The sequence below is a fragment of the Streptomyces sp. NBC_00258 genome, from assembly GCF_036182465.1.
Lineage (GTDB): Bacteria > Actinomycetota > Actinomycetes > Streptomycetales > Streptomycetaceae > Streptomyces.
In genome coordinates this window covers 7,003,891-7,022,249 of record NZ_CP108081.1, presented here as the reverse complement: position 1 = coordinate 7,022,249, position 18,359 = coordinate 7,003,891, and the positions used below count along the sequence as shown (strand labels likewise).

Below are 18,359 nucleotides of genomic sequence, written 5' to 3'. Positions count from 1 at the left end.
CACCGAACGCATGAGGATCGTGTTCCTTCTGCACAACGCGTACGCCATCGGGGGGACCGTCCGCACCACACTCAACCTCGCGGCGGCGCTCGCCGGGCGGCACGACGTGGAGATCGTGTCGATGAGGCGGCACCGGGACGAGCCGAGGTTCACCGTCGACCCACGGATCACCATCGTCCCGCTGGTGGACGAGCGGGACGGCAGCCAGGACCTCACGGACCCGTCCTACGCCCAGCCGGCCGTCGACTTCCCCGCCTCCGACAAACGCTACGAGCAGTACACGCGGCTCACCGACCTGCGCGCCCGCGACCATCTGGCGGACTGCGACGCGGACGTGGTGATCGGCACGCGGCCCGGCATCAACGTGTACGTGGCCCGGTTCGCCCCGCGCAGGGCGCTGCGCATCGCCCAGGAGCATCTGCGGCACGACTCGCACAGCAAGCGGCTGCGGGGTGTCCTGGCCCGTGCCTACCGCTCGCTCGACGCGGTGGTGACGACGACGGAGGCGGACGCGGAGGTGTACCGGCAGCGGATGCCGCTGCCGGGGGTACGGGTCGCCGCGGTGCCGAACATGGTGCCCGCGCCGCACGGCCTCACCCGGGACGACACGACGAAGGTGATCACCGCGGCCGGCCGTCTTGTCCGCGGCAAACGCTTCGACCTGCTGATCGAGGCCTTCTCCGCGGTCGCCTCGAAGGAACCCGACTGGCAGTTGCGGATCTTCGGCGGCGGTCCCGAGCGGGAACACCTCCAGCACCTGATCGACGGCTTGGGCCTGGCCGGGCACGCCCGCCTCATGGGTCCGCGTACGCCGATCGAGGCGGAGTTCGCCAAGTCGGCGATGGTGGTCTCGGCCTCGGACGCGGAGTCGTTCGGGATGACCCTGGTCGAGGCGATGCGCTGCGGGGTGCCGGTGATCAGCACGGACTGCCCGCTCGGCCCCGCCGAGATCATCACGGACGGCGTCGACGGCAGGCTCGTCCCCGTGGGCGACGCCCGCTCCCTCGCAGAGGCGATGCTCGACCTGATCACGGACGAGCCCCTGCGGCAGGCGATGGGCGAGGCGGCCCTGCGAAGCTCCCACCGCTACGACGCCGGCCCGATCGTCGACCGCTACGAGGCCCTGTTCACGGAACTCAGGGCCACCCGCACCCGCCGCGCCTGGACCCGGGGCCGGGTCCGCGCCGTGGGCTGGGCCCGCCGCCAGTCACGCCGCTTCCGCCGCCCGACGAACGGCCGGCCCCCAGCCATCAACAGCACGAGACCCACAGGACCGTGACGCCCGGGTCTCCGAGGGCGTCACACCCAGTACGCCGGGCGGCCCACATGGGTTCCCAGTCCCCCAGGACCGCCCGGCTCCCGCACCGGCCCGCCCGGCTTCCCGGGCCGATGCGACGAGCCGCCCGCTTTCGCACGGCGGGCGGCTCGTAGGGGGAGTCCTGACATCTGCGGCTCTTGCTGAAGGCCGAAGAGAACCCGCGGTCCCCAAAAACCCGCCCGGCCGGCCGGAGGACGCCCCCAGCACCCCGGCCGGCCGGTGCGGCAACACCCCGAGCCCCGCTCGCTACTCCGGTCGCAACGCGGCGAGCTGCTGCTCGAACGGAACCACCTCGAACCCACCGCCACGCACGAGCTCCACCCCGCCCTGCGTCGGCACCGAAACCGGCACCGACCCGGACCGCCCGGCCGCCAGGCCGTTCATCAGCCCCGCCAACTCCCCCGCGGCCCGGTCGATCCGCTCAACGAGCCCCTCGGCCCCCCAGTCCTCCGAAGCCGCGTACACCCCGGTGGGCACGACCACGGCCCGCAGATACGCGAACAGCGGCCGCAACGCGTGCTCCAGGACCAGCGAATGACGAGCCGAACCCCCGGTCGCCGCGACCAGCACGGGCTTCCCGGTGAGCGCGTCCGGGTCCAGCACGTCGAAGAAGGACTTGAACAGACCGCTGTACGACGCGGAGAACACCGGCGTGACGACGATCAGCCCGTCCGCCGACGCCACCGCGTCCAGGGCGGCACCCAGCGCGGTCCCCGGAAAGCCGGTGGTGAAGTTGTGCGCGATCTCGACTGCGAGATCACGCAGCTCCACCACCTGGACGTCCGCCGAGGTGCGCTCGGCGGTCGCGTTGGCCAGCCGGTCACCAAGCAGCCGCGTGGACGACGGAACACTCAGTCCCGCGGAGACGACGACGAGCTTCATGACGACGCCACCTCCTTGCCGGCGGCGGTGTCGGCCGCGGCAGCGACCCTCGCCGCATGCGTAGGCGCCTCCGGCACCCCGGCCGGACGTCGCTTCGCGAACTCCTCGCGCAGCACGGGCACGACCTCCTCGCCCAGCATGTCGATCTGCTCCAGCACGGACTTCAGCGGCAGCCCGGCATGGTCCACGAGGAACAACTGACGCTGGTAGTCACCCGCGTACTCCCGGAAGCCCAGCGTCTTCTCGATCACCTGCTCCGGCGAGCCGACCGTCAGCGGAGTCTGCTCGGTGAAGTCCTCGAGCGACGGCCCGTGCCCGTACACCGGCGCGTTGTCGAAGTAGGGCCGGAACTCCCGCACCGCGTCCTGCGAGTTCCTGCGCATGAACACCTGGCCGCCGAGCCCGACGATCGCCTGCTCGGCCGTGCCGTGCCCGTAGTGCGCGTACCGCGACCGGTACAGCTCGACCATCCGCTTGGTGTGGTCGGCCGGCCAGAAGATGTTGTTGTGGAAGAACCCGTCACCGTAGTACGCGGCCTGCTCCGCGATCTCCGGCGAGCGGATCGAGCCGTGCCAGACGAACGGCGGCACACCGTCCAGCGGCCGGGGCGTCGACGTGAACGACTGCAGCGGCGTACGGAACTTGCCCTCCCAGTCGACGACGTCCTCGCGCCACAGCCGGTACAGCAACGCGTAGTTCTCGACGGCGAGGTTGATGCCCTGCCTGATGTCCTGCCCGAACCAGGGGTAGACCGGCCCGGTGTTGCCGCGCCCCATCATCAGGTCCACGCGCCCGTCCGCCAGGTGCTGGAGCATCGCGAAGTCCTCGGCGATCTTCACCGGGTCGTTGGTGGTGATGAGGGTGGTGGAGGTGGAGAGGATGAGGTTCTCGGTGCGCGCGGCGATCCAGCCGAGCATGGTGGTCGGCGACGACGGCACGAACGGCGGGTTGTGGTGCTCACCGGTCGCGAAGACGTCGAGCCCGACCTCCTCGGCCTTCTGCGCGATGGCGACCATGGCCTTGATCCGCTCGTGCTCGGACGGCGCCCGGCCCGTGGTGGGGTCCGGCGTGACGTCACCGACGCTGAAGATCCCGAACTGCATGGCTGCCTCATCCTCCACAGGTTGTTTACGATTCAACTATACCCGCCAACGATGGACCCCGCCGGGCTATTCCCAGCCTCCGACACCCCGGGTACCCGGGCATCCCGGTGCCCGGGCGACCCCGACGCCCGGGCCCCCGCAACCTCGGTAGGCAAGCCCGCGCAAGCCCGGTACGCAAGCCCGCGCAGCCTCGGTACGCAAGCCTGGACAACGCCGGTACGCCGGCCCGCGGACACGCGCCCCGCGCCGTTGTCAGTGCCCCGTCCTACCATCCCGATATGGCCGCCCCACGCCGTGACGCAAACCATGACACCAGCCGCGACACCGACCGCGACACGAGAGGCATCGTCGACGCCGCGGAGCTCTTCGCGCATGTGGACTTCCGCCGCCCGGAGCCCGCCGAGCCCCTGCGTCGTCACGTGGAGCACTACTGGCTGATCGACTGGGACCTCCCCGAGCCGTACGTCTCCCATGTGGTCCCGCACCCCGCGGTCCACGTCGTCTTCCAGCAGCTCGAGGGCCAGGACCCCTTCGTGGAGTTCGCGGGCATCCAGCTCGGGCTCTTCACACAGAAACTGGAGGGGCGGGGCCGGGTGTGCGGCATCAAGTTCCGGCCGGGCGCCTTCCACCCCTTCGCGCCGCGGCACCCGGTGTCCGACTGGACGGGAAAGCGCCTGCCCCTGACGGAGGTCCTCCCCGCGGCCCGGGACGCCCTCGACGCCGTGCTCACCCCGCCCGACGAGACCGCCCGAGTGGCCGCGCTCGACACGTTCCTGCTCGGCCTCGCCCCGGCCCCCGACCCCCGCGCCGACCTGGCGATGGCCCTGGTCGACACCATCCGGACCGACCGCACGATCCGCCGCGTCGCCGACTTCGCCCACGCCCAGGGCATGACCGTACGAGCGATGCAGCGCCTCTTCTCCACCTACGTCGGCGTGGGCCCCAAGTGGATCATCCTCCGCTACCGCATCCACGAGGCCCTGGAGCACGCCGAGTCCACCCCGTCCACCGACTGGGCCACCCTCGCGGCAGACCTCGGCTACGCGGACCAGGCCCACCTGATCCGCGACTTCACAGCGACGGTGGGGGTACCCCCGACGGCGTACGCGGGCGGGGCGCAGCCGTCGTAGCCACGCCCGCCGCACCGCACCGCACCGCAGAATCCGCACCGGCCCAGCCGGATCAGGGACACGGTGCCGTGACATACGCGGCCCCACCGGGCCCCGTAGGGGCGCGGGGAACTGCGCGACCAGCCCCCACCGCCCCGCAGTCAAACCACAACCTCCCCCTCCCCCTCCAAAACACTCACGGCACCGGCACTCAAGGCACCAGCACCACCCGCCCCCGAACCCCACCCTCCCCAGCGGAGCGACCAGGCGCGGGTCGGGTACGACGCGATACTCAGGAACTCAGCTGCCTGCTCACCGCCGTGAAGAACTGGGCGGAGCTGCACGTCGAGGAGGTCAACGTGGCACGGGAGCGCTACGACACGTCGGAGTCGTGACCGTCGCCACCCCCGGTGCATGCGCGCCACCCCTAGAAGACGTACGTGTCCCCGGTGTCCAGCACCAGCACCTCCTGCCGGTCGTTGTGATGGTTGCGATCCACCGCACCGCCGCCCCACACCGTGTCGATGCCCAGCGACACCTCCGAGGGCGCCCCCCTCAGCCGTACGGCCATGGTGATCGTCTCTCCCCACCCGTCCGCCGGCAGCGCACCCGTCCGGCACATCACCGTCCGCACCTCCGTCCGCGCACACCCGGCCGGCAGCCCCTGCTCGTCCGCGAGCGGCACCGACCACCGCAGCCGCACGGTCGCCTCGACGACACCGGAAGGCCCGTGGTTCTGCGGGGTCATCCGCAGGTCCACGCGTCCGCCGGTCATCGAGAGATGCCCGTGATAGGCGAGATCGGCCTCGGGCGCCACGGCCTCCGGTGCCGCCGCAACAGTCGCAGCCGCAGTGGCGGCCGGAGAGGCCACGGCCACCACGACAGCCGCACCCAGCCCACAAAGAATCCGCATGTGTCATGTCCTCCGCGTCGACCCGTGTGTCTCCGTACGACGAGCTCATACGTCTGACCTCGAACGTCTGACCTCGAACGTCAACGGATGTATGCCACCTGGGCCGCACGACAGGCGCCGCCCATCAGGTGAGACGCCCGACGGGGCCGTACACCCCGCGCGCCTATCCTGGCCGGTGAAGCAATCGACCGTACGAGCGAGCAGCGGCCCCGCACCGCGGCCGCGCCCGCACCCTCCCCCGAGGAGCAGCCCATGACCGCCGCCGCATCCGCCGCGCCCTCCGCCGCCTCCCGCATCGCCGTCGTCACCGGCGCGAGCAGCGGGATAGGTGCCGCGACGGCCAGGCAGCTGGCGGCCGCGGGCTACCGCGTCGTCCTCACCGCCCGCCGCAAGGACCGTATCGAGGCGCTCGCGGAGGAGATCGACGCGGCGGGCGGCCAGGCGACGGCGTACGCGCTGGACATCACGGACCGCACGGCCGTCGACGAGTTCGCCACCGCCTTCAAGACGATCGGCGTCCTCGTCAACAACGCGGGCGGCGCGCTCGGGGCCGACCCGGTCGCGTCCGGCGACCCGGCCGAATGGCGCCAGATGTACGAGACGAACGTCATCGGCACGCTGAACATCACCCAGGCCCTGCTCCCCGCCCTGACCGCGAGCGGCGACGGCACGGTGGTCGTCGTCTCCTCGACCGCCGGACACGGCACGTACGAGGGCGGCGCGGGCTATGTGGCCGCCAAGCACGCCGAGCACGTCCTCGCCGAGACGCTCCGCCTGGAGATCGTCGGCACCCCGGTCCGCGTCATCGAGATCGCCCCCGGCATGGTCAAGACGGACGAGTTCGCCCTGACCCGCTTCGGCGGCGACACGGAGAAGGCCTCGAAGGTCTACGCCGGCGTCGCGGAGCCCCTGACCGCCGAAGACGTCGCCGACACCATCACGTGGACGGTCACCCGCCCCTCCCACGTCAACATCGACCTCCTGGTCGTACGCCCCCGCGCCCAAGCCTCCAACACAAAGGTCCACAGGGAGCTGTGATGCCGGACGCCGACGACCCGGCCCAAGAACAGCCCGCCGCGGCCCCATCCGCCCGGGACCAGGAACAACGCCGCCTGGCCCAGGAGAAGAAGGACGAACGCTACGTTTGGTGGTACCTCGCGTACTTCCTCTTCGGCATCCACCTCGTGGCATTCGTGATGATCTACGCGGTCACGCACGCGTAGTAGGCCGGGCCCTGCCGGCCGCGCGCCCAGGCGTCAGGAACGCCGGTGACCGACGAGCCACCGAATCCCGTCATCCATCACTCATCGCCCCGACGCCATTTCTCCCGCACACCCTGGTAGTCGATCACGAAGATCCCTTCCTCCTCGATGAGTTCACGGGCTTCGGCCGAGACGAGGAACTCATAGTCGCTACGCCGAACCCGCCACCCCTCGGGCTCGGCGGCCCGCGACTGCCCGTCCCCCAGCCCCGGATGCACGGCCCACTCGCTCAGCCCGGCCGGAAGCTCCCGCAGCAGCCGCGCGTACCGCTCCGCCTTACCGTCGAGGGACAGCGAAAAGCTGTCGAGAAAGTCATGGTCGACAACGGGCAGCCCGCGTACCCGCTGCCGCCCGGCCTCCCCCCAAACCCGCACGGCGAGCCCGTACTCCCCCGCCAGGGCCACGGTCAGCTCGAAGACATCGCCGCGCCCACCGTCAAGCAGACAATGCCAGTCAAGGTGGGCCGGCTCCAGCCCGGCCCGTAAGACAGCCTCGACCTGAGCCCGGAACTCCGCCTCGACGTCCTCGATCCGAGCCCGCCCCATCAACTCGGAACGCCGCTCGGGCGTATAGAGCTCCCCGTCCTCATCAACCAAGGACCTCACGTCCGCCTTCGGCGCAACGGGCCCCCGCCCACTCCGCGCCCCCACCTCACACACCAGCGAGAGATGCACCCCGAACGACACCTCGGGCCGCTCCCGCAACAACCCCATGGCCTCTTCGGTCCCACCACAGGGCACCATCAAGCTGCACGAACCAGCGATCCCGCTCTCGATCGCCTCGACAACGGCAGCATTGACCCCGCGCCGCATCCCGAAGTCATCGCAATTGACGATGAGAACACGGGCATCGGCGGGGAAACCCAACAACTCGCTGGACAGCACCGGGAGTTCAGCCATCCGGGCAGTATGAACTCCAACCGCGCGTCTCCGCCTCCGGATAACCCACAAAGGTGAACCGGATGGATCACTCATACGGGACGTGAACGCCCGATCTAGGCTCACGCCACAACATCAAACGACGGCCCTCGGCCGGGATTGCCGTCCCACCCGAGGGCCTGACCACCAAGGAAGACAGGTACTTCCCGTGGCTGAACATGACACTAGCGTGCGCTCAAACGCGCCTACCAAGCGACGCAGAAAGGCGAGGCCTCAGCCTGCCGAAGTAGAGCTTCTACTCACAGAACTCCGGGGCGTCCCCGGTACCGCGCCATCACTGCCTGAAGCGCTGGCTCTCCGGGATTCCGGCTGGCTCCTGGTTGTCGCGTACTGTCGCATCTCCTGTGACAGGCACAGGAGAGACGGCCACGGCGTCGAGGACCAGGCCAGGCACTGTGCGCGCATCGCCGCCCGGCATCGCATGATCATCGTTCACCGCTATGTCGACAACGACAAATCAGCCTCCAAAATCGGCGTCACCCGTCCCGACTTCGACGCAATGCTCGAAGCACTCAAGGACGGAGCCACCAGGGCCGGGTATCCGATCGACGGAGTGATCTGCGTGTCCGACGACCGGCTTTACCGGAATGTGCGTACGTATCAGCGCTTCCTCAAGTGTTTCACTGCGCACCCCTCTCGCGCATACGCGGATGAGCTCGGCACGTACAACCTCTACAAGGAGGATGCGGCACGACGCGGCCTGCTCGGAGCAGCGGCCTCACGCACCGAGAGCAAGAAGCAGCAACAGCGCGCAAAGCTCAATCATCGCGCCCGTGCCGATCGAGGGGAGCCTGTCGCATCGCGTCGCCCCTTTGGGTGGAACAGCGACAGGATCACGCTGCATCCCAGTGAATCGGAGGTCGTCCGGCAAGGAGTGTGGAGCTTCCTCGCAGGGAAGACCCTCACGGCTGTCACGCACGACTTCGTCGCGTCCGGCCACTTGAGCTCACTGGGCAACCCGTGGCAACGGCAGACGGTCAAGCAGATCCTCCGGAATCCACGCATCTGCGGATACCGCAAGCTCCACGGCGAATTGGTCCGTGGTCCCGACGGTTACCCCGTCGTCGGCCAGTGGAATCCCATCGTGTCCCCGGAGGAGTGGCAGGCCGTCGCGGACATGCTGGACCAAAAACGCCACGCCGGTGGATGGGACAAGGCCGGCGGGCACCTCCACGAACACGGCAGGTACTTGCTGACAGGACTGGTGCGATGTGGGAGACCCTCGGCACAGGGGCAGACGTGCAACGCGCCGATGCACGGCCACCCCAGCGATAAATCGTACGTATACCGCTGCCGTCTCGCACTGGACGGTGGCTGCGGTCGCGTAAGTCGGCAAGGTCCTGCGGTGGACGATCTGATCACTCAGTACGCCTTGGACATCCTGGACCAACAGGACACACTCGGTGCACGCCTCACAGCTTCCTGGCCCGGCGAGCACCGGCTGGAACTGGCGCGACAACAAAAATCGCTCCTCCAGGAACAGTGGTACGCCGAGGAAATCAGTGATGCGCTGTATTTCTCACAACTGACTTCGGAGGAAGCCGAGCTCAAGCGACTCGTCAACGAGCAGAAGGTGTGGACGGCCGGACAGCAATCCGTGCGGCATCCGCACGTGGACGCGCGAACCGCCTGGAACAGGACAAGCCTGCGTGAGAAACGCGAAATCCTCTCCGGTCTCCTCGATTCTGTGACCATCCTTCCGGGCACTAAGGGGTCACACCGCTTCGAACCGGCCACGGTCGTTCCCGTGTGGCGAGACCTCGGCTCACCAAGCTTGGGCGGATAACCGCAGGCACAGGAAGAATGGAGGGTCCGACAAGGAGCTTGCCGGACCCTCTCCCGCTGTCGCACGTCATCCCTTGACGCAAACAATCTGCTTCAGCTTCGCCACGATCTCCACGAGGTCGCGCTGCTGATCGATGACCTGCTCGATCGGCTTGTACGCGCTCGGAATCTCGTCCACGACGCCGGAGTCCTTGCGGCACTCCACGCCCCGCGTCTGCTCCTCCAGGTCCTGCGTCGAGAAGCGACGCTTGGCGGCGTTACGGCTCATACGCCGACCCGCCCCGTGCGAGGCCGAGTTGAAGGCCTTCTCGTTGCCGAGGCCCTTCACGATGTACGAACCCGTGCCCATCGAACCCGGGATGATGCCGTACTCACCCGCCCTGGCACTGATGGCCCCCTTGCGCGTGACGAGCAGATCCATGCCCTCGTAACGCTCGCGGTTGACGTAGTTGTGGTGGCAGCTGACCTCCGGTTCAAAGGTCACTCGGGCCTTCTTGAACTCCTTGCGGACCACGTCCTTCAAGAGCGCCATCATGATCGTCCGGTTGTACCTGGCGTACTCCTGCGCCCAGTAGAGGTCGTTCTGGTACGCCGCCATCTGTGGGGTGTCCGCGACGAAGACAGCGAGATCGCGGTCGATCAAGCCCTGGTTGTGCGAGAGCTTCTGGGCAATTCCTATGTGGTGCTCGGCCAGTTCCTTGCCGATGTTTCGGGAGCCGGAGTGCAGCATCAACCAAACAGAACCGGTCGTATCCGTGCACACCTCGACGAAGTGATTTCCGGATCCGAGCGTTCCCATCTGCTTCGTTGCCCTCCCCTGACGGAATTTGACCGCTTCGGCCACACCGTCGAACCGCCCCCAGAAGTCGTCCCACCCCGCCGTGGCCAGCCCATGGAACCCTCCAGGATCCACCGGGCTGTCATGCATCCCCCGCCCCACCGGAATGGCCTGCTCGACCTTCGACCGCAGCCGGGAAAGGTCCCCGGGCAGGTCGTTGGCCGTCAGGGACGTCTTGACCGCGGACATCCCGCAGCCGATGTCGACCCCGACCGCCGCGGGGCACACGGCCCCCTGCATGGCGATCACGGAACCGACCGTCGCGCCCTTGCCGAAGTGGACGTCCGGCATGACGGCCAGGCCCTTGATCCAGGGGAGCGTGGAGACGTTGCGGAGCTGCTGCATCGCGACGTCCTCGACCGACGCCGGGTCCGCCCACATGCGGATCGGCACCTTCGCGCCCGGCACTTCTACGTACGACATATCGTCCTCATTCCCCCGTAAAACAAGCAGAAGTCGCAAATCGCAAAACCGGCGCCAAGGTCAACGATTGGGACAACGGACCGGCGTCCACGGCAGTGCGTGCGATACACATTGTCTCCAGGAGCCGCCCTCGCGCGGCAACTGAATAACCAACGAATAACCACAGGACACCCCGGTCGTGCGCCCAGCGCGGCGACCCGTCGAGAGGAGCCCCACCGTGCAGCGGAAGGCGTACGTACCCGGCGTCGCCGCGCTCCTCGCGGTGCTGCTGGCCGGCTGCACCGGTGGATCGGGCGACGACAACGGCACGACCGACCCGAAGCCGGGCGAATCGGCCACGACGCCGACCGCGGCGCAGCCCGGCAAGTACCGCACGCTCCCGGAGCCGTGCGCCGCGGTGTCGCACGGCACGCTGGACTCGCTGCTGCCCGGCATCAAGCAGGTCACGGACGAGGAGCAGCGCGGGAGGGCGTACGAGGGCACTGCGACGCAGACGTACGACACGGACCGCAAGGTCGGCTGCCGCTGGAAGGCCGAGTCGGCGGCGGCGACGGATCACCTGCTGGTGGACTTCGAGCGCGTGGTCTCGTACGACAACGCGATCAGTGACGACGACCGCGCGACGGGGATCTATCTGAAGAGGGAGACGGCGGCGGACCTTCCGGAGCCGGTCGCCTCGTCCGAGTCGCCGGAGTCGCCGGAGTCGCCCGATTCATCCGAGTCGCCCGAATCATCCCCGGAGGGGAGCGGATCCCCCTCGGACGACTCCGGTTCAGGTTCCGGTTCCGGTCCGAGCTCCGGCGCGTCGGACGCGGAGAGCGGCGACGCGAGCGGCTCCGCCACCCCCTCCGACGGCTCCACCCCCTCCGCCCTCCAGCCCCGCACGCTCGACGACCTGGGCGACGAGGCGTTCCTGGACGACGCGCTGAGCAGCTCGCGGCAGCGCACGGTGACTGTGGTGTTCCGCACGTCCAACGTGGTCGTGACGATCCAGTACGACGAGCAGCCGGCGACCACGACCGACGTCCCGAGCAGCAAGGACATGCAGGACAGAGCACGGAAACTGGCGGGTCAGCTCGCCGAGACGTTCAACGACTAGGGGCTCCCGGCAGGGGTTTCGGGCTGGACGGAACCCGAGTCACCCGTGTCCCGTTCGGCGTACGGTGGCCCCTCGGACCCGACCGAGTGCGGCCGACCGAGGACGCGGCCGTTCGCACGCACACCCGAGCGTCTTGAGTGAAGGAACCATGCACCGACCCGCACAGCGCCAGCGACTCACCCGCATCCTTGTCGGCGCGGCCGCCGTCCCGATGATGCTCGTCGCCTCCGGCTGCTCCTCGGACTCCGGCGACGGCTCCGGCGACGACGCGAAGAAGGACTCCGGCGCCTCGGCGTCGTCCTCCGCGACGGAGGCCGGCTCGGTGGTGAAGGAGGCCGCGTACGCGGAGCTTCCCGAGCCCTGCAAGGTGTTCTCGTCGAAGACGTTGAAGGAAATGGTCCCGAAGGGCACCAAGTCCAACAAGGAGGGCAAGTCGGGCGACACGCAGACGCGCGGCAACTGCTCCTGGAACAGCCTGGACAACAACGGCGTGGACGGTTCGCAGTTCCGCTGGCTGAACGTGTCCCTGCTGCGTTTCGAGTCGGACGCGACCCGCGGTACGGGCGAGAAGCTGGCCTCTGAGTACTTCACCAAGCACGCCGAGGACGCGCGCTCGGTGACGGACGCGAAGAACACCAAGTCGCAGCCGCTGACGGGGATGGGCAACGAGGCGACGCTGGTGACGTACGACCTGAAGAAGAAGGAAGGCACGTTCAAGCAGCAGACGGTCGTGACGCGGGTCGAGAACGTCGTCGTGACGGTCGACTACAACGGCGCGGGTCTGGCGGGCGACAAGGCTCCGAAGGTCGCCGATCTGACGAAGGCGGCGGAGAAGGCCGCCAAGGAGGCCGTGGAGGCGGTCCGGACGGCGAACGGGGCCGGCGGCTCCGCGGCCGGTTCGAGCACGGCGCCGAGCAAGAGCCCCAGCCCGAGCAAGAGCGCGAGCAAGGACGCGGGCCAGGGCGCGGACCTCGGCAAGGACTCGGGCACGAGCAAGAGCCCGAGCAAGTCGGCCACGAAGAAGGACTGACGGCCGTTCCGGCAATCCGGCCGCTGCCCAACTCGCGGCCGGACCAGGACATTTGCAGCGGCCCGGCCTCCGTGGGGGCCGGACTGGTGCCGTACTGCGCGCCCGGAGCCCGTACACATGTGCCACTCTGTTGCGCGCAACAGGTCGTCATGGGAGGGGAGTACGGGTGTCCGCGCCTATGCAGCTCACGAAGACGCACCGGATTCTCATCGGGGTGGTCGTCTTCGGAGCCGTCGTCATCGCCGGAATCGGCTTCGCCGGTTCGTACGCCGCGGTGCGCGAACTCGCCCTCCAGAAGGGCTTCGGGAAGTTCAGCTACGTCTTCCCGATCGGTATCGACGCGGGAATATGTGTCCTGCTCGCGCTCGACCTGCTCCTGACCTGGATCAGGATCCCGTTCCCGCTGCTGCGCCAGACGGCGTGGCTGCTGACGGCGGCGACGATCGCGTTCAACGGCGCGGCCGCCTGGCCGGACCCGCTGGGTGTCGGTATGCACGGTGTCATCCCGATCCTGTTCGTGGTCTCCGTGGAGGCGGCCCGGCACGCGATCGGCCGGATCGCGGACATCACGGCCGACAAGCACATGGAGGGCGTACGCCTCACCCGCTGGCTGCTGTCCCCGCTCCCCACGTTCCTCCTCTGGCGCCGGATGAAGCTGTGGGAGCTGCGCTCCTACGAGCAGGTCATCAAGCTGGAGCAGGAGCGTCTCGTCTACCAGGCCCGGCTGCGTTCGCGCTTCGGCCGCGCCTGGCGCCGCAAGGCGCCGGTCGAGTCCCTGATGCCGCTGCGGCTGGCGCGTTACGGCGTGCCCCTGGCGGAGACGGCTCCTTCGGGTCTGGCCGCGGCGGGCATCGAGCCGGCGCTGCTGCCTCCGGCGCCCCGCCAGCAGACGGAGCTTGAGCGCATAGAGGCACCGCAGGCCGCCGTCCCCGCCCAGGTGGGCCCGGGAACACCCCGGGACGACCGGCGCCGCCAGGACCTGGACGCCGACGGCTACCCCGCTCAGGAGCAGCAGGAGCAGCAGGGGCAGCCGGGTCGGCAGGAGCAGCAGCCGGAGTACCTGGAGGAGGAGCCGGAGTCGAGCCCGTGGTTCGCTCCTCCGCAGCAGGAGATCGTCTACGAGGGCGGCTACGACCCCTCGTACGCACCGGACCAGATGTGGGCCCAGTACGAGGCGCAGCAGGCCCAGTACGAGGCCGAGCAGCGCCAGGCGTACCAGAACGGGCAGGGGCAGGTGCTTCAGGAGTACGAGGAGCGGGAGCCCTCTCCCGAGGACACCGGCACCTTCCCCATCCCGTCGGGCCCGAACCGCACCCGCCAGCTCGGCGAGGGCGGCGGCACCCCGGCCCCGGAGCCGGACGAGGAGTCGTTCTACCAGGTCTTCAAGCAGTCGATAAACGGCAGTTACCCGACCCCGCGCGAGTTCGGTGACAACGTCGAGGCGGAGTTCCGTGTGACCCTCCCCGAGCCGGAGGCGAAGCGCCTGGTCACGCGCTTCACCAACCGCCACACCATGGAACTGGAAGAGGATCACATCGCATAGGGACATGCGTGTGTACGTGGATGGGGGCGCCCGGAGATTCTCCGGGCGCCCCCTTCGTCGTACGACTTCCTACGGCTACTCGCCGAGCAGCTTCCTCACCCGCTCCTGGCCCACCGCGAGGAGCAGGGTGGGCAGGCGGGGGCCGGTGTCGCGGCCGACGAGCAGGTGGTAGAGCAGGGCGAAGAAGGTGCGCTGGGCGACCTTGATCTCCGCCGGGAGTTCCTTGGGCGTGGCGTCGGCGGAGAAGCCGGCCTGGACCTTCGGCACTCCGTACACGAGGTGTGTGAGTCCGTCGAGCGACCAGTGCGAGTCGAGGCCGTCGAGGAGGAGCCGCAGCGATGCGCGCCCCTGGTCGTCGAGGGACTTGATGAGCTCGGTGTCGGCCTCCTTGCGGACGACCGTGCGCTGGTCGGCGGGGACCTGGGTGTTGATCCAGGCCTCGGCCCTGTCGAGGCGCGGCCGGACCTCGTCGAGGGACGAGAGCGGGTCGGCGGGGTCGAGTTCGCTGAGGATGCGCAGGGTCTGGTCCTCGGCGCCGGCGGTGATGTCGGCGACGGAGGCGAGCGTGCGGTAGGGCATCGGGCGGGGCGTCTTCGGGAGCTCGCCCGCGGCGGTGCCGACGGCGCGCGAGTGCGCGGCGACGTCTGCCGGCAGGGCAGACCCGTCGGCGACCTTGCCCTCCAGCTTGTCCCACTCGTCGTAGAGCCGCTGGATCTCCTGGTCGAAGGCGATCTTGAAGGACTGGTTGGGGCGGCGGCGGGCGTAGAGCCAGCGGAGGATCTGCGGCTCCATGATCTTCAGCGCGTCACCGGGTGTGGGCACGCCTCCCTTGGAGGAGGACATCTTCGCCATGCCGGAGATGCCCACGAAGGCGTACATCGGGCCGATGGGCTGCTTGCCGTCGAAGATGCTCCCGACGATCCGTCCGCCGACCTGGAAGCTGGACCCGGGCGAGGAGTGGTCGACGCCGGAGGGCTCGAAGATGACGCCCTCGTAGGCCCAGCGCATCGGCCAGTCGACCTTCCAGACCAGCTTGCCGCGGTTGAACTCGCTGAGCCGCACGGTCTCCGAGAAGTCGCACGCGGTGCAGGTGTACGTCAGCTCGGTGGTGTCGTCGTCGTAGGCCGTGACGGTGGTGAGGTCCTTGCCGCAGTCGCCGCAGTAGGGCTTGTACGGGAAGTACCCGGCGGAGCCGGTGCCGTCGTCGTCGGCAGCCGCGCCCGACCCCTCGGCGGCTTCGAGTTCGGCCTCGTCGACGGGCTTCTGCGACTGCTTCTTGGCCGGGGCCTTCTTGGTCCGGTACTGGTCGAGGATCGCGTCGATGTCCCCCCGGTGCTTCATCGCGTGCAGGACCTGCTCGCGATACGTACCGGAGGTGTACTGCTCGGTCTGGCTGATGCCGTCGAACTCGACGCCCAGCTCGCCGAGTGCCTCGACCATGGCGGCCTTGAAGTGCTCGGCCCAGCTCGGGTACGGGGAGCCCTTCGGGGCGGGGACGGCGGTCAGGGGCCTGCCGATGTGCTCGGCCCAGGACTCGTCCACGCCGGCGACGCCGTTCGGCACCTTGCGGTAGCGGTCGTAGTCGTCCCACGAGATGAGGTGCCTGACCTCGTGGCCCCGGCGGCGGATCTCGTCGGCGACGAGATGCGGGGTCATGACCTCCCTGAGATTCCCGAGGTGGATGGGCCCGGACGGGGACAGCCCGGACGCGACGACGACCGGTTTGCCCGGGGCCCGACGCTCCGACTCCTCGATGACCTCATCCGCGTAACGGGAGACCCAGTCGGTGGTCTCGGTGCTCTGAGCCACGATCGGCACGTCCTTCTTTCCTCAGGAGGTGTCATGAGCCGGCGGTACGGTTCGCACGGCTGACCACCCCATTCTCCCAGCTCGCCCCGCATCCACGAAAACCCCTTTTCACCGCCCCCGCCGCCCCTTCCCGTCCCGTCCCTGGGGGCTGCCGCCCCCAGACCCCCGCTCATCGGCCTGAACGGCCTCGTCCTCAAACGCCGGACAGGCTGGAAGTGTCGGCCCAGGCCGCGGAAAATCCAGCCCCTCCGGCGTTTGAGGAGCGGGGGTTCGGGGGCTGGCCCCCGAGTAAGTGACGGGAATGGGTAAGGGCGGCGGGGGCGAAAATCGCTTTACCCACCGTGGGATACTGGGCGGATCCACCCGTACCCACGAGGAGAACGGCACCCACCCCATGGCCTCGGTCACGTCCCTCACCGCCCACGTCCACCAGCGCCTGGCGGACGCGCTCACGGCAGCCCTGCCGGAGACCGCGCCCGCGGACCCGCTGCTGCGACGCAGCGACAGGGCGGACTTCCAGGCCAACGGAATCCTCGCCCTGGCGAAGAAGGCGAAGGCCAACCCCAGGGACCTCGCGACCCAGGTCGTCGACCGGCTGGTCAAGGGTGACGTGATCAAGGACATCGAGGTCTCGGGCCCCGGCTTCCTGAACATCACGATCACGGACAGCGCGATCACGCAGAACCTCGCGGCCCGCGCCACGGATCCGGCGGACCGCCTCGGCGTCCCGTTCAAGGAGAACCCGGGCACGACGGTCATCGACTACGCCCAGCCGAACGTGGCGAAGGAGATGCACGTAGGCCACCTCCGCTCCGCGGTGATCGGCGACGCGGTCGTCCAGATCCTGGAGTTCGTCGGCGAGACCGTCGTCAGGCGGCACCACATCGGCGACTGGGGCACCCAGTTCGGCATGCTCATCCAGTACCTGGACGAGCACCCGCACGAGCTGGACCACGGTGCCGCCGAGGACGGCGCGGTGACGGGCGAGGAGGCGATGTCGAACCTCAACCGCCTCTACAAGGCCGCGCGCACGCACTTCGACTCCGACGAGGAGTTCAAGACGCGGGCCCGGCGCAGGGTGGTCGACCTCCAGGCCGGCGACCCGCACACCCTGTCCACGTGGCAGAAGTTCGTGGACGAGTCGAAGATCTACTTCTTCTCGGTCTTCGAGAAGCTGGACATGGAGATCCAGGACGCGGACATCGTCGGCGAGTCGGGCTACAACGACATGCTGGACGAGACGTGCCGCCTCCTCGAAGAGGCCGGTGTGGCGGTGTGGTCCGAGGGTGCGCTGTGCGTGTTCTTCGACGACGTCAAGGGCCCGGACGGCAACCCGGTCCCGCTGATCGTGAAGAAGTCGGACGGCGGCTACGGCTACGCGGCGACGGACCTCTCCGCGATCAGGGACCGCGTCTTCGGCCTGAAGGCGAACAACCTCGTCTATGTGGTCGACGCCCGGCAGTCCCTGCACTTCAAGATGGTCTTCGAGACGGCGCGCAGGGTGGGCTGGCTGAACGGCGACGCGAAGGCGGAGCAGCTGGCCTTCGGCACGGTCCTCGGCAAGGACGGCAAGCCGTTCAAGACCCGTGAGGGCGAGACGATCCGGCTGGTCGACCTGCTCGACGAGGCGATCGACCGTGCCACGGCGGTGGTCCGCGAGAAGGCCGAGAAGGTCGGCCTGACCGAGGACGAGATCGTCGAGAACGGCCGGTACGTCGGGATCGGCGCCGTGAAGTACGCGGACCTGTCCACGTCGGCCGTCCGGGACTACAAGTTCGACCTGGACCAGATGGTGTCGCTGAACGGCGACACGAGCGTGTACCTCCAGTACGCGTACGCCCGTATCCGGTCGATCCTCCGCAAGGCCGGGGACGCGCGTCCGCTGGCCCACCCGGAGCTCGAACTGGCCCCGGCGGAGCGCGCGCTGGGTCTGCACCTGGACCAGTTCGGCGAACTGCTCCTGGACGTGGCGTCGGGGTACGAGCCGCACAAGCTGGCCTCGTACCTGTACCAGCTGGCGTCGCACCTGACGACGTTCTACGACCAGTGCCAGGTGCTGAGCGACGCGAACCCGAAGGAGGTCGTCGAGAACAGGCTGTTCCTCGTCGACCTGACGGCCCGCACGCTCCACCAGGGCATGGCCCTGCTCGGCATCAGGACGCCCGACCGCCTCTGATCGTCGGCCGAGCTCCACCGGCAGCCACCCGAGACCCGGGCGCGGCCCCTCACCACGGGGCTGCGCCCGGGTCTCGGCACATACGACAACCGGCCCGGCCGCTTACCCCGTTCGGGTGAAGACAGTTGAAG

At 68.9% G+C, this 18,359-nt stretch carries 15 protein-coding genes; 9 read left to right on the top strand and 6 right to left on the bottom strand.

The window, feature by feature from the left end:
- The first annotated feature begins 10 nt into the window (after positions 1-10).
- A complete protein-coding gene (locus OG718_RS31260) occupies positions 11-1,279 on the top strand; it encodes a glycosyltransferase family 4 protein (protein ID WP_328847865.1) in 1,269 nt (422 codons plus the stop codon).
- Between the two features lie 285 nt (positions 1,280-1,564).
- Here OG718_RS31260 and OG718_RS31255 read toward each other — a convergent pair whose 3' ends face one another.
- Positions 1,565-2,200 (bottom strand): FMN reductase, encoded by a 636-nt coding sequence (locus OG718_RS31255; protein WP_328845755.1) that lies wholly within the window; start codon positions 2,198-2,200, stop codon positions 1,565-1,567.
- Positions 2,197-3,303 carry an LLM class flavin-dependent oxidoreductase gene (locus tag OG718_RS31250; protein WP_328845754.1) on the bottom strand — a complete coding sequence of 369 codons (1,107 nt, stop codon included), beginning with the start codon at positions 3,301-3,303 and terminating at the stop codon, positions 2,197-2,199. Before OG718_RS31250 ends, OG718_RS31255 begins: the two co-directional genes overlap by 4 nt.
- Before the next feature lie 278 nt (positions 3,304-3,581).
- Here OG718_RS31250 and OG718_RS31245 point away from each other — a divergent pair, with 278 nt between their 5' ends.
- The gene (locus tag OG718_RS31245; protein ID WP_328845753.1) at positions 3,582-4,433 is read left to right on the top strand and encodes a helix-turn-helix domain-containing protein; all 852 of its coding nucleotides are present in this window, start codon (positions 3,582-3,584) and stop codon (positions 4,431-4,433) included.
- 406 nt (positions 4,434-4,839) lie between these two features.
- Here OG718_RS31245 and OG718_RS31240 read toward each other — a convergent pair whose 3' ends face one another.
- The gene (locus tag OG718_RS31240) at positions 4,840-5,325 is read right to left on the bottom strand and encodes a hypothetical protein (protein WP_143644150.1); all 486 of its coding nucleotides are present in this window, start codon (positions 5,323-5,325) and stop codon (positions 4,840-4,842) included.
- Between the two features lie 252 nt (positions 5,326-5,577).
- On the opposite strand from OG718_RS31240, the gene OG718_RS31235 reads away from it, so the two are divergent.
- Together OG718_RS31235 and OG718_RS31230 are read left to right on the top strand one after the other, a co-directional pair.
- Positions 5,578-6,363 (top strand): SDR family NAD(P)-dependent oxidoreductase, encoded by a 786-nt coding sequence (locus OG718_RS31235; RefSeq protein ID WP_328845752.1) that lies wholly within the window; start codon positions 5,578-5,580, stop codon positions 6,361-6,363.
- Complete coding sequence (locus tag OG718_RS31230; protein WP_328845751.1) at positions 6,363-6,548, top strand: hypothetical protein; 186 nt, start codon at positions 6,363-6,365, stop codon at positions 6,546-6,548. Before OG718_RS31235 ends, OG718_RS31230 begins: the two co-directional genes overlap by 1 nt.
- A 77-nt stretch (positions 6,549-6,625) precedes the next feature.
- Here the strand turns inward: OG718_RS31230 and OG718_RS31225 are convergent, their stop codons facing one another.
- Positions 6,626-7,486 carry a carbohydrate deacetylase gene (locus OG718_RS31225; RefSeq protein WP_328845750.1) on the bottom strand — a complete coding sequence of 287 codons (861 nt, stop codon included), beginning with the start codon at positions 7,484-7,486 and terminating at the stop codon, positions 6,626-6,628.
- An 82-nt stretch (positions 7,487-7,568) separates the two neighbouring features.
- Here OG718_RS31225 and OG718_RS31220 point away from each other — a divergent pair, with 82 nt between their 5' ends.
- Positions 7,569-9,311: a recombinase family protein gene (locus OG718_RS31220; protein ID WP_328845748.1), complete on the top strand. Its 1,743-nt coding sequence runs from the start codon at positions 7,569-7,571 to the stop codon at positions 9,309-9,311.
- A gap of 66 nt (positions 9,312-9,377) precedes the next feature.
- Here OG718_RS31220 and OG718_RS31215 read toward each other — a convergent pair whose 3' ends face one another.
- Entirely contained in the window at positions 9,378-10,571 is a 1,194-nt protein-coding gene (locus tag OG718_RS31215; protein ID WP_328845747.1) for an RtcB family protein, read from the bottom strand.
- Positions 10,572-10,788: 217 nt separating this feature from the next.
- On the opposite strand from OG718_RS31215, the gene OG718_RS31210 reads away from it, so the two are divergent.
- The 3 genes from OG718_RS31210 to OG718_RS31200 all read left to right on the top strand — a co-directional run bounded on the left by OG718_RS31210 (position 10,789) and on the right by OG718_RS31200 (position 14,243).
- Positions 10,789-11,670 (top strand): DUF3558 domain-containing protein, encoded by an 882-nt coding sequence (locus OG718_RS31210; RefSeq protein WP_328845746.1) that lies wholly within the window; start codon positions 10,789-10,791, stop codon positions 11,668-11,670.
- Positions 11,671-11,818: 148 nt separating this feature from the next.
- Entirely contained in the window at positions 11,819-12,700 is an 882-nt protein-coding gene (locus tag OG718_RS31205; protein ID WP_143644157.1) for a DUF3558 domain-containing protein, read from the top strand.
- Positions 12,701-12,878: 178 nt separating this feature from the next.
- On the top strand, positions 12,879-14,243 hold the full coding sequence (locus tag OG718_RS31200; protein WP_328845745.1) for a DUF2637 domain-containing protein: 1,365 nt from the start codon (positions 12,879-12,881) through the stop codon (positions 14,241-14,243).
- Between the two features lie 75 nt (positions 14,244-14,318).
- Here OG718_RS31200 and lysS read toward each other — a convergent pair whose 3' ends face one another.
- The gene (lysS, locus tag OG718_RS31195; protein ID WP_143644158.1) at positions 14,319-16,061 is read right to left on the bottom strand and encodes a lysine--tRNA ligase; all 1,743 of its coding nucleotides are present in this window, start codon (positions 16,059-16,061) and stop codon (positions 14,319-14,321) included.
- Between the two features lie 385 nt (positions 16,062-16,446).
- Between lysS and argS the strand changes: the two genes are divergently transcribed.
- Positions 16,447-18,228, top strand: a complete 1,782-nt coding sequence (gene argS / locus OG718_RS31190) for an arginine--tRNA ligase (RefSeq protein WP_143644159.1) — start codon at positions 16,447-16,449, stop codon at positions 18,226-18,228.
- The last annotated feature ends 131 nt before the right edge of the window (positions 18,229-18,359 follow it).

Coding starts and splice junctions, on each gene's coding strand:
- OG718_RS31250 (WP_328845754.1), bottom strand. CDS start 3,303: ATGCAGTTCGGGATCTTCAGCGTCGGTGACGTCACGCCGGACCCCACC.
- OG718_RS31225 (WP_328845750.1), bottom strand. CDS start 7,486: ATGGCTGAACTCCCGGTGCTGTCCAGCGAGTTGTTGGGTTTCCCCGCC.
- OG718_RS31235 (WP_328845752.1), top strand. CDS start 5,578: ATGACCGCCGCCGCATCCGCCGCGCCCTCCGCCGCCTCCCGCATCGCC.
- OG718_RS31215 (WP_328845747.1), bottom strand. CDS start 10,571: ATGTCGTACGTAGAAGTGCCGGGCGCGAAGGTGCCGATCCGCATGTGG.
- OG718_RS31240 (WP_143644150.1), bottom strand. CDS start 5,325: ATGCGGATTCTTTGTGGGCTGGGTGCGGCTGTCGTGGTGGCCGTGGCC.
- OG718_RS31230 (WP_328845751.1), top strand. CDS start 6,363: ATGCCGGACGCCGACGACCCGGCCCAAGAACAGCCCGCCGCGGCCCCA.
- OG718_RS31260 (WP_328847865.1), top strand. CDS start 11: ATGAGGATCGTGTTCCTTCTGCACAACGCGTACGCCATCGGGGGGACC.
- OG718_RS31245 (WP_328845753.1), top strand. CDS start 3,582: ATGGCCGCCCCACGCCGTGACGCAAACCATGACACCAGCCGCGACACC.
- OG718_RS31205 (WP_143644157.1), top strand. CDS start 11,819: ATGCACCGACCCGCACAGCGCCAGCGACTCACCCGCATCCTTGTCGGC.
- OG718_RS31255 (WP_328845755.1), bottom strand. CDS start 2,200: ATGAAGCTCGTCGTCGTCTCCGCGGGACTGAGTGTTCCGTCGTCCACG.
- argS (WP_143644159.1), top strand. CDS start 16,447: ATGGCCTCGGTCACGTCCCTCACCGCCCACGTCCACCAGCGCCTGGCG.
- OG718_RS31200 (WP_328845745.1), top strand. CDS start 12,879: ATGCAGCTCACGAAGACGCACCGGATTCTCATCGGGGTGGTCGTCTTC.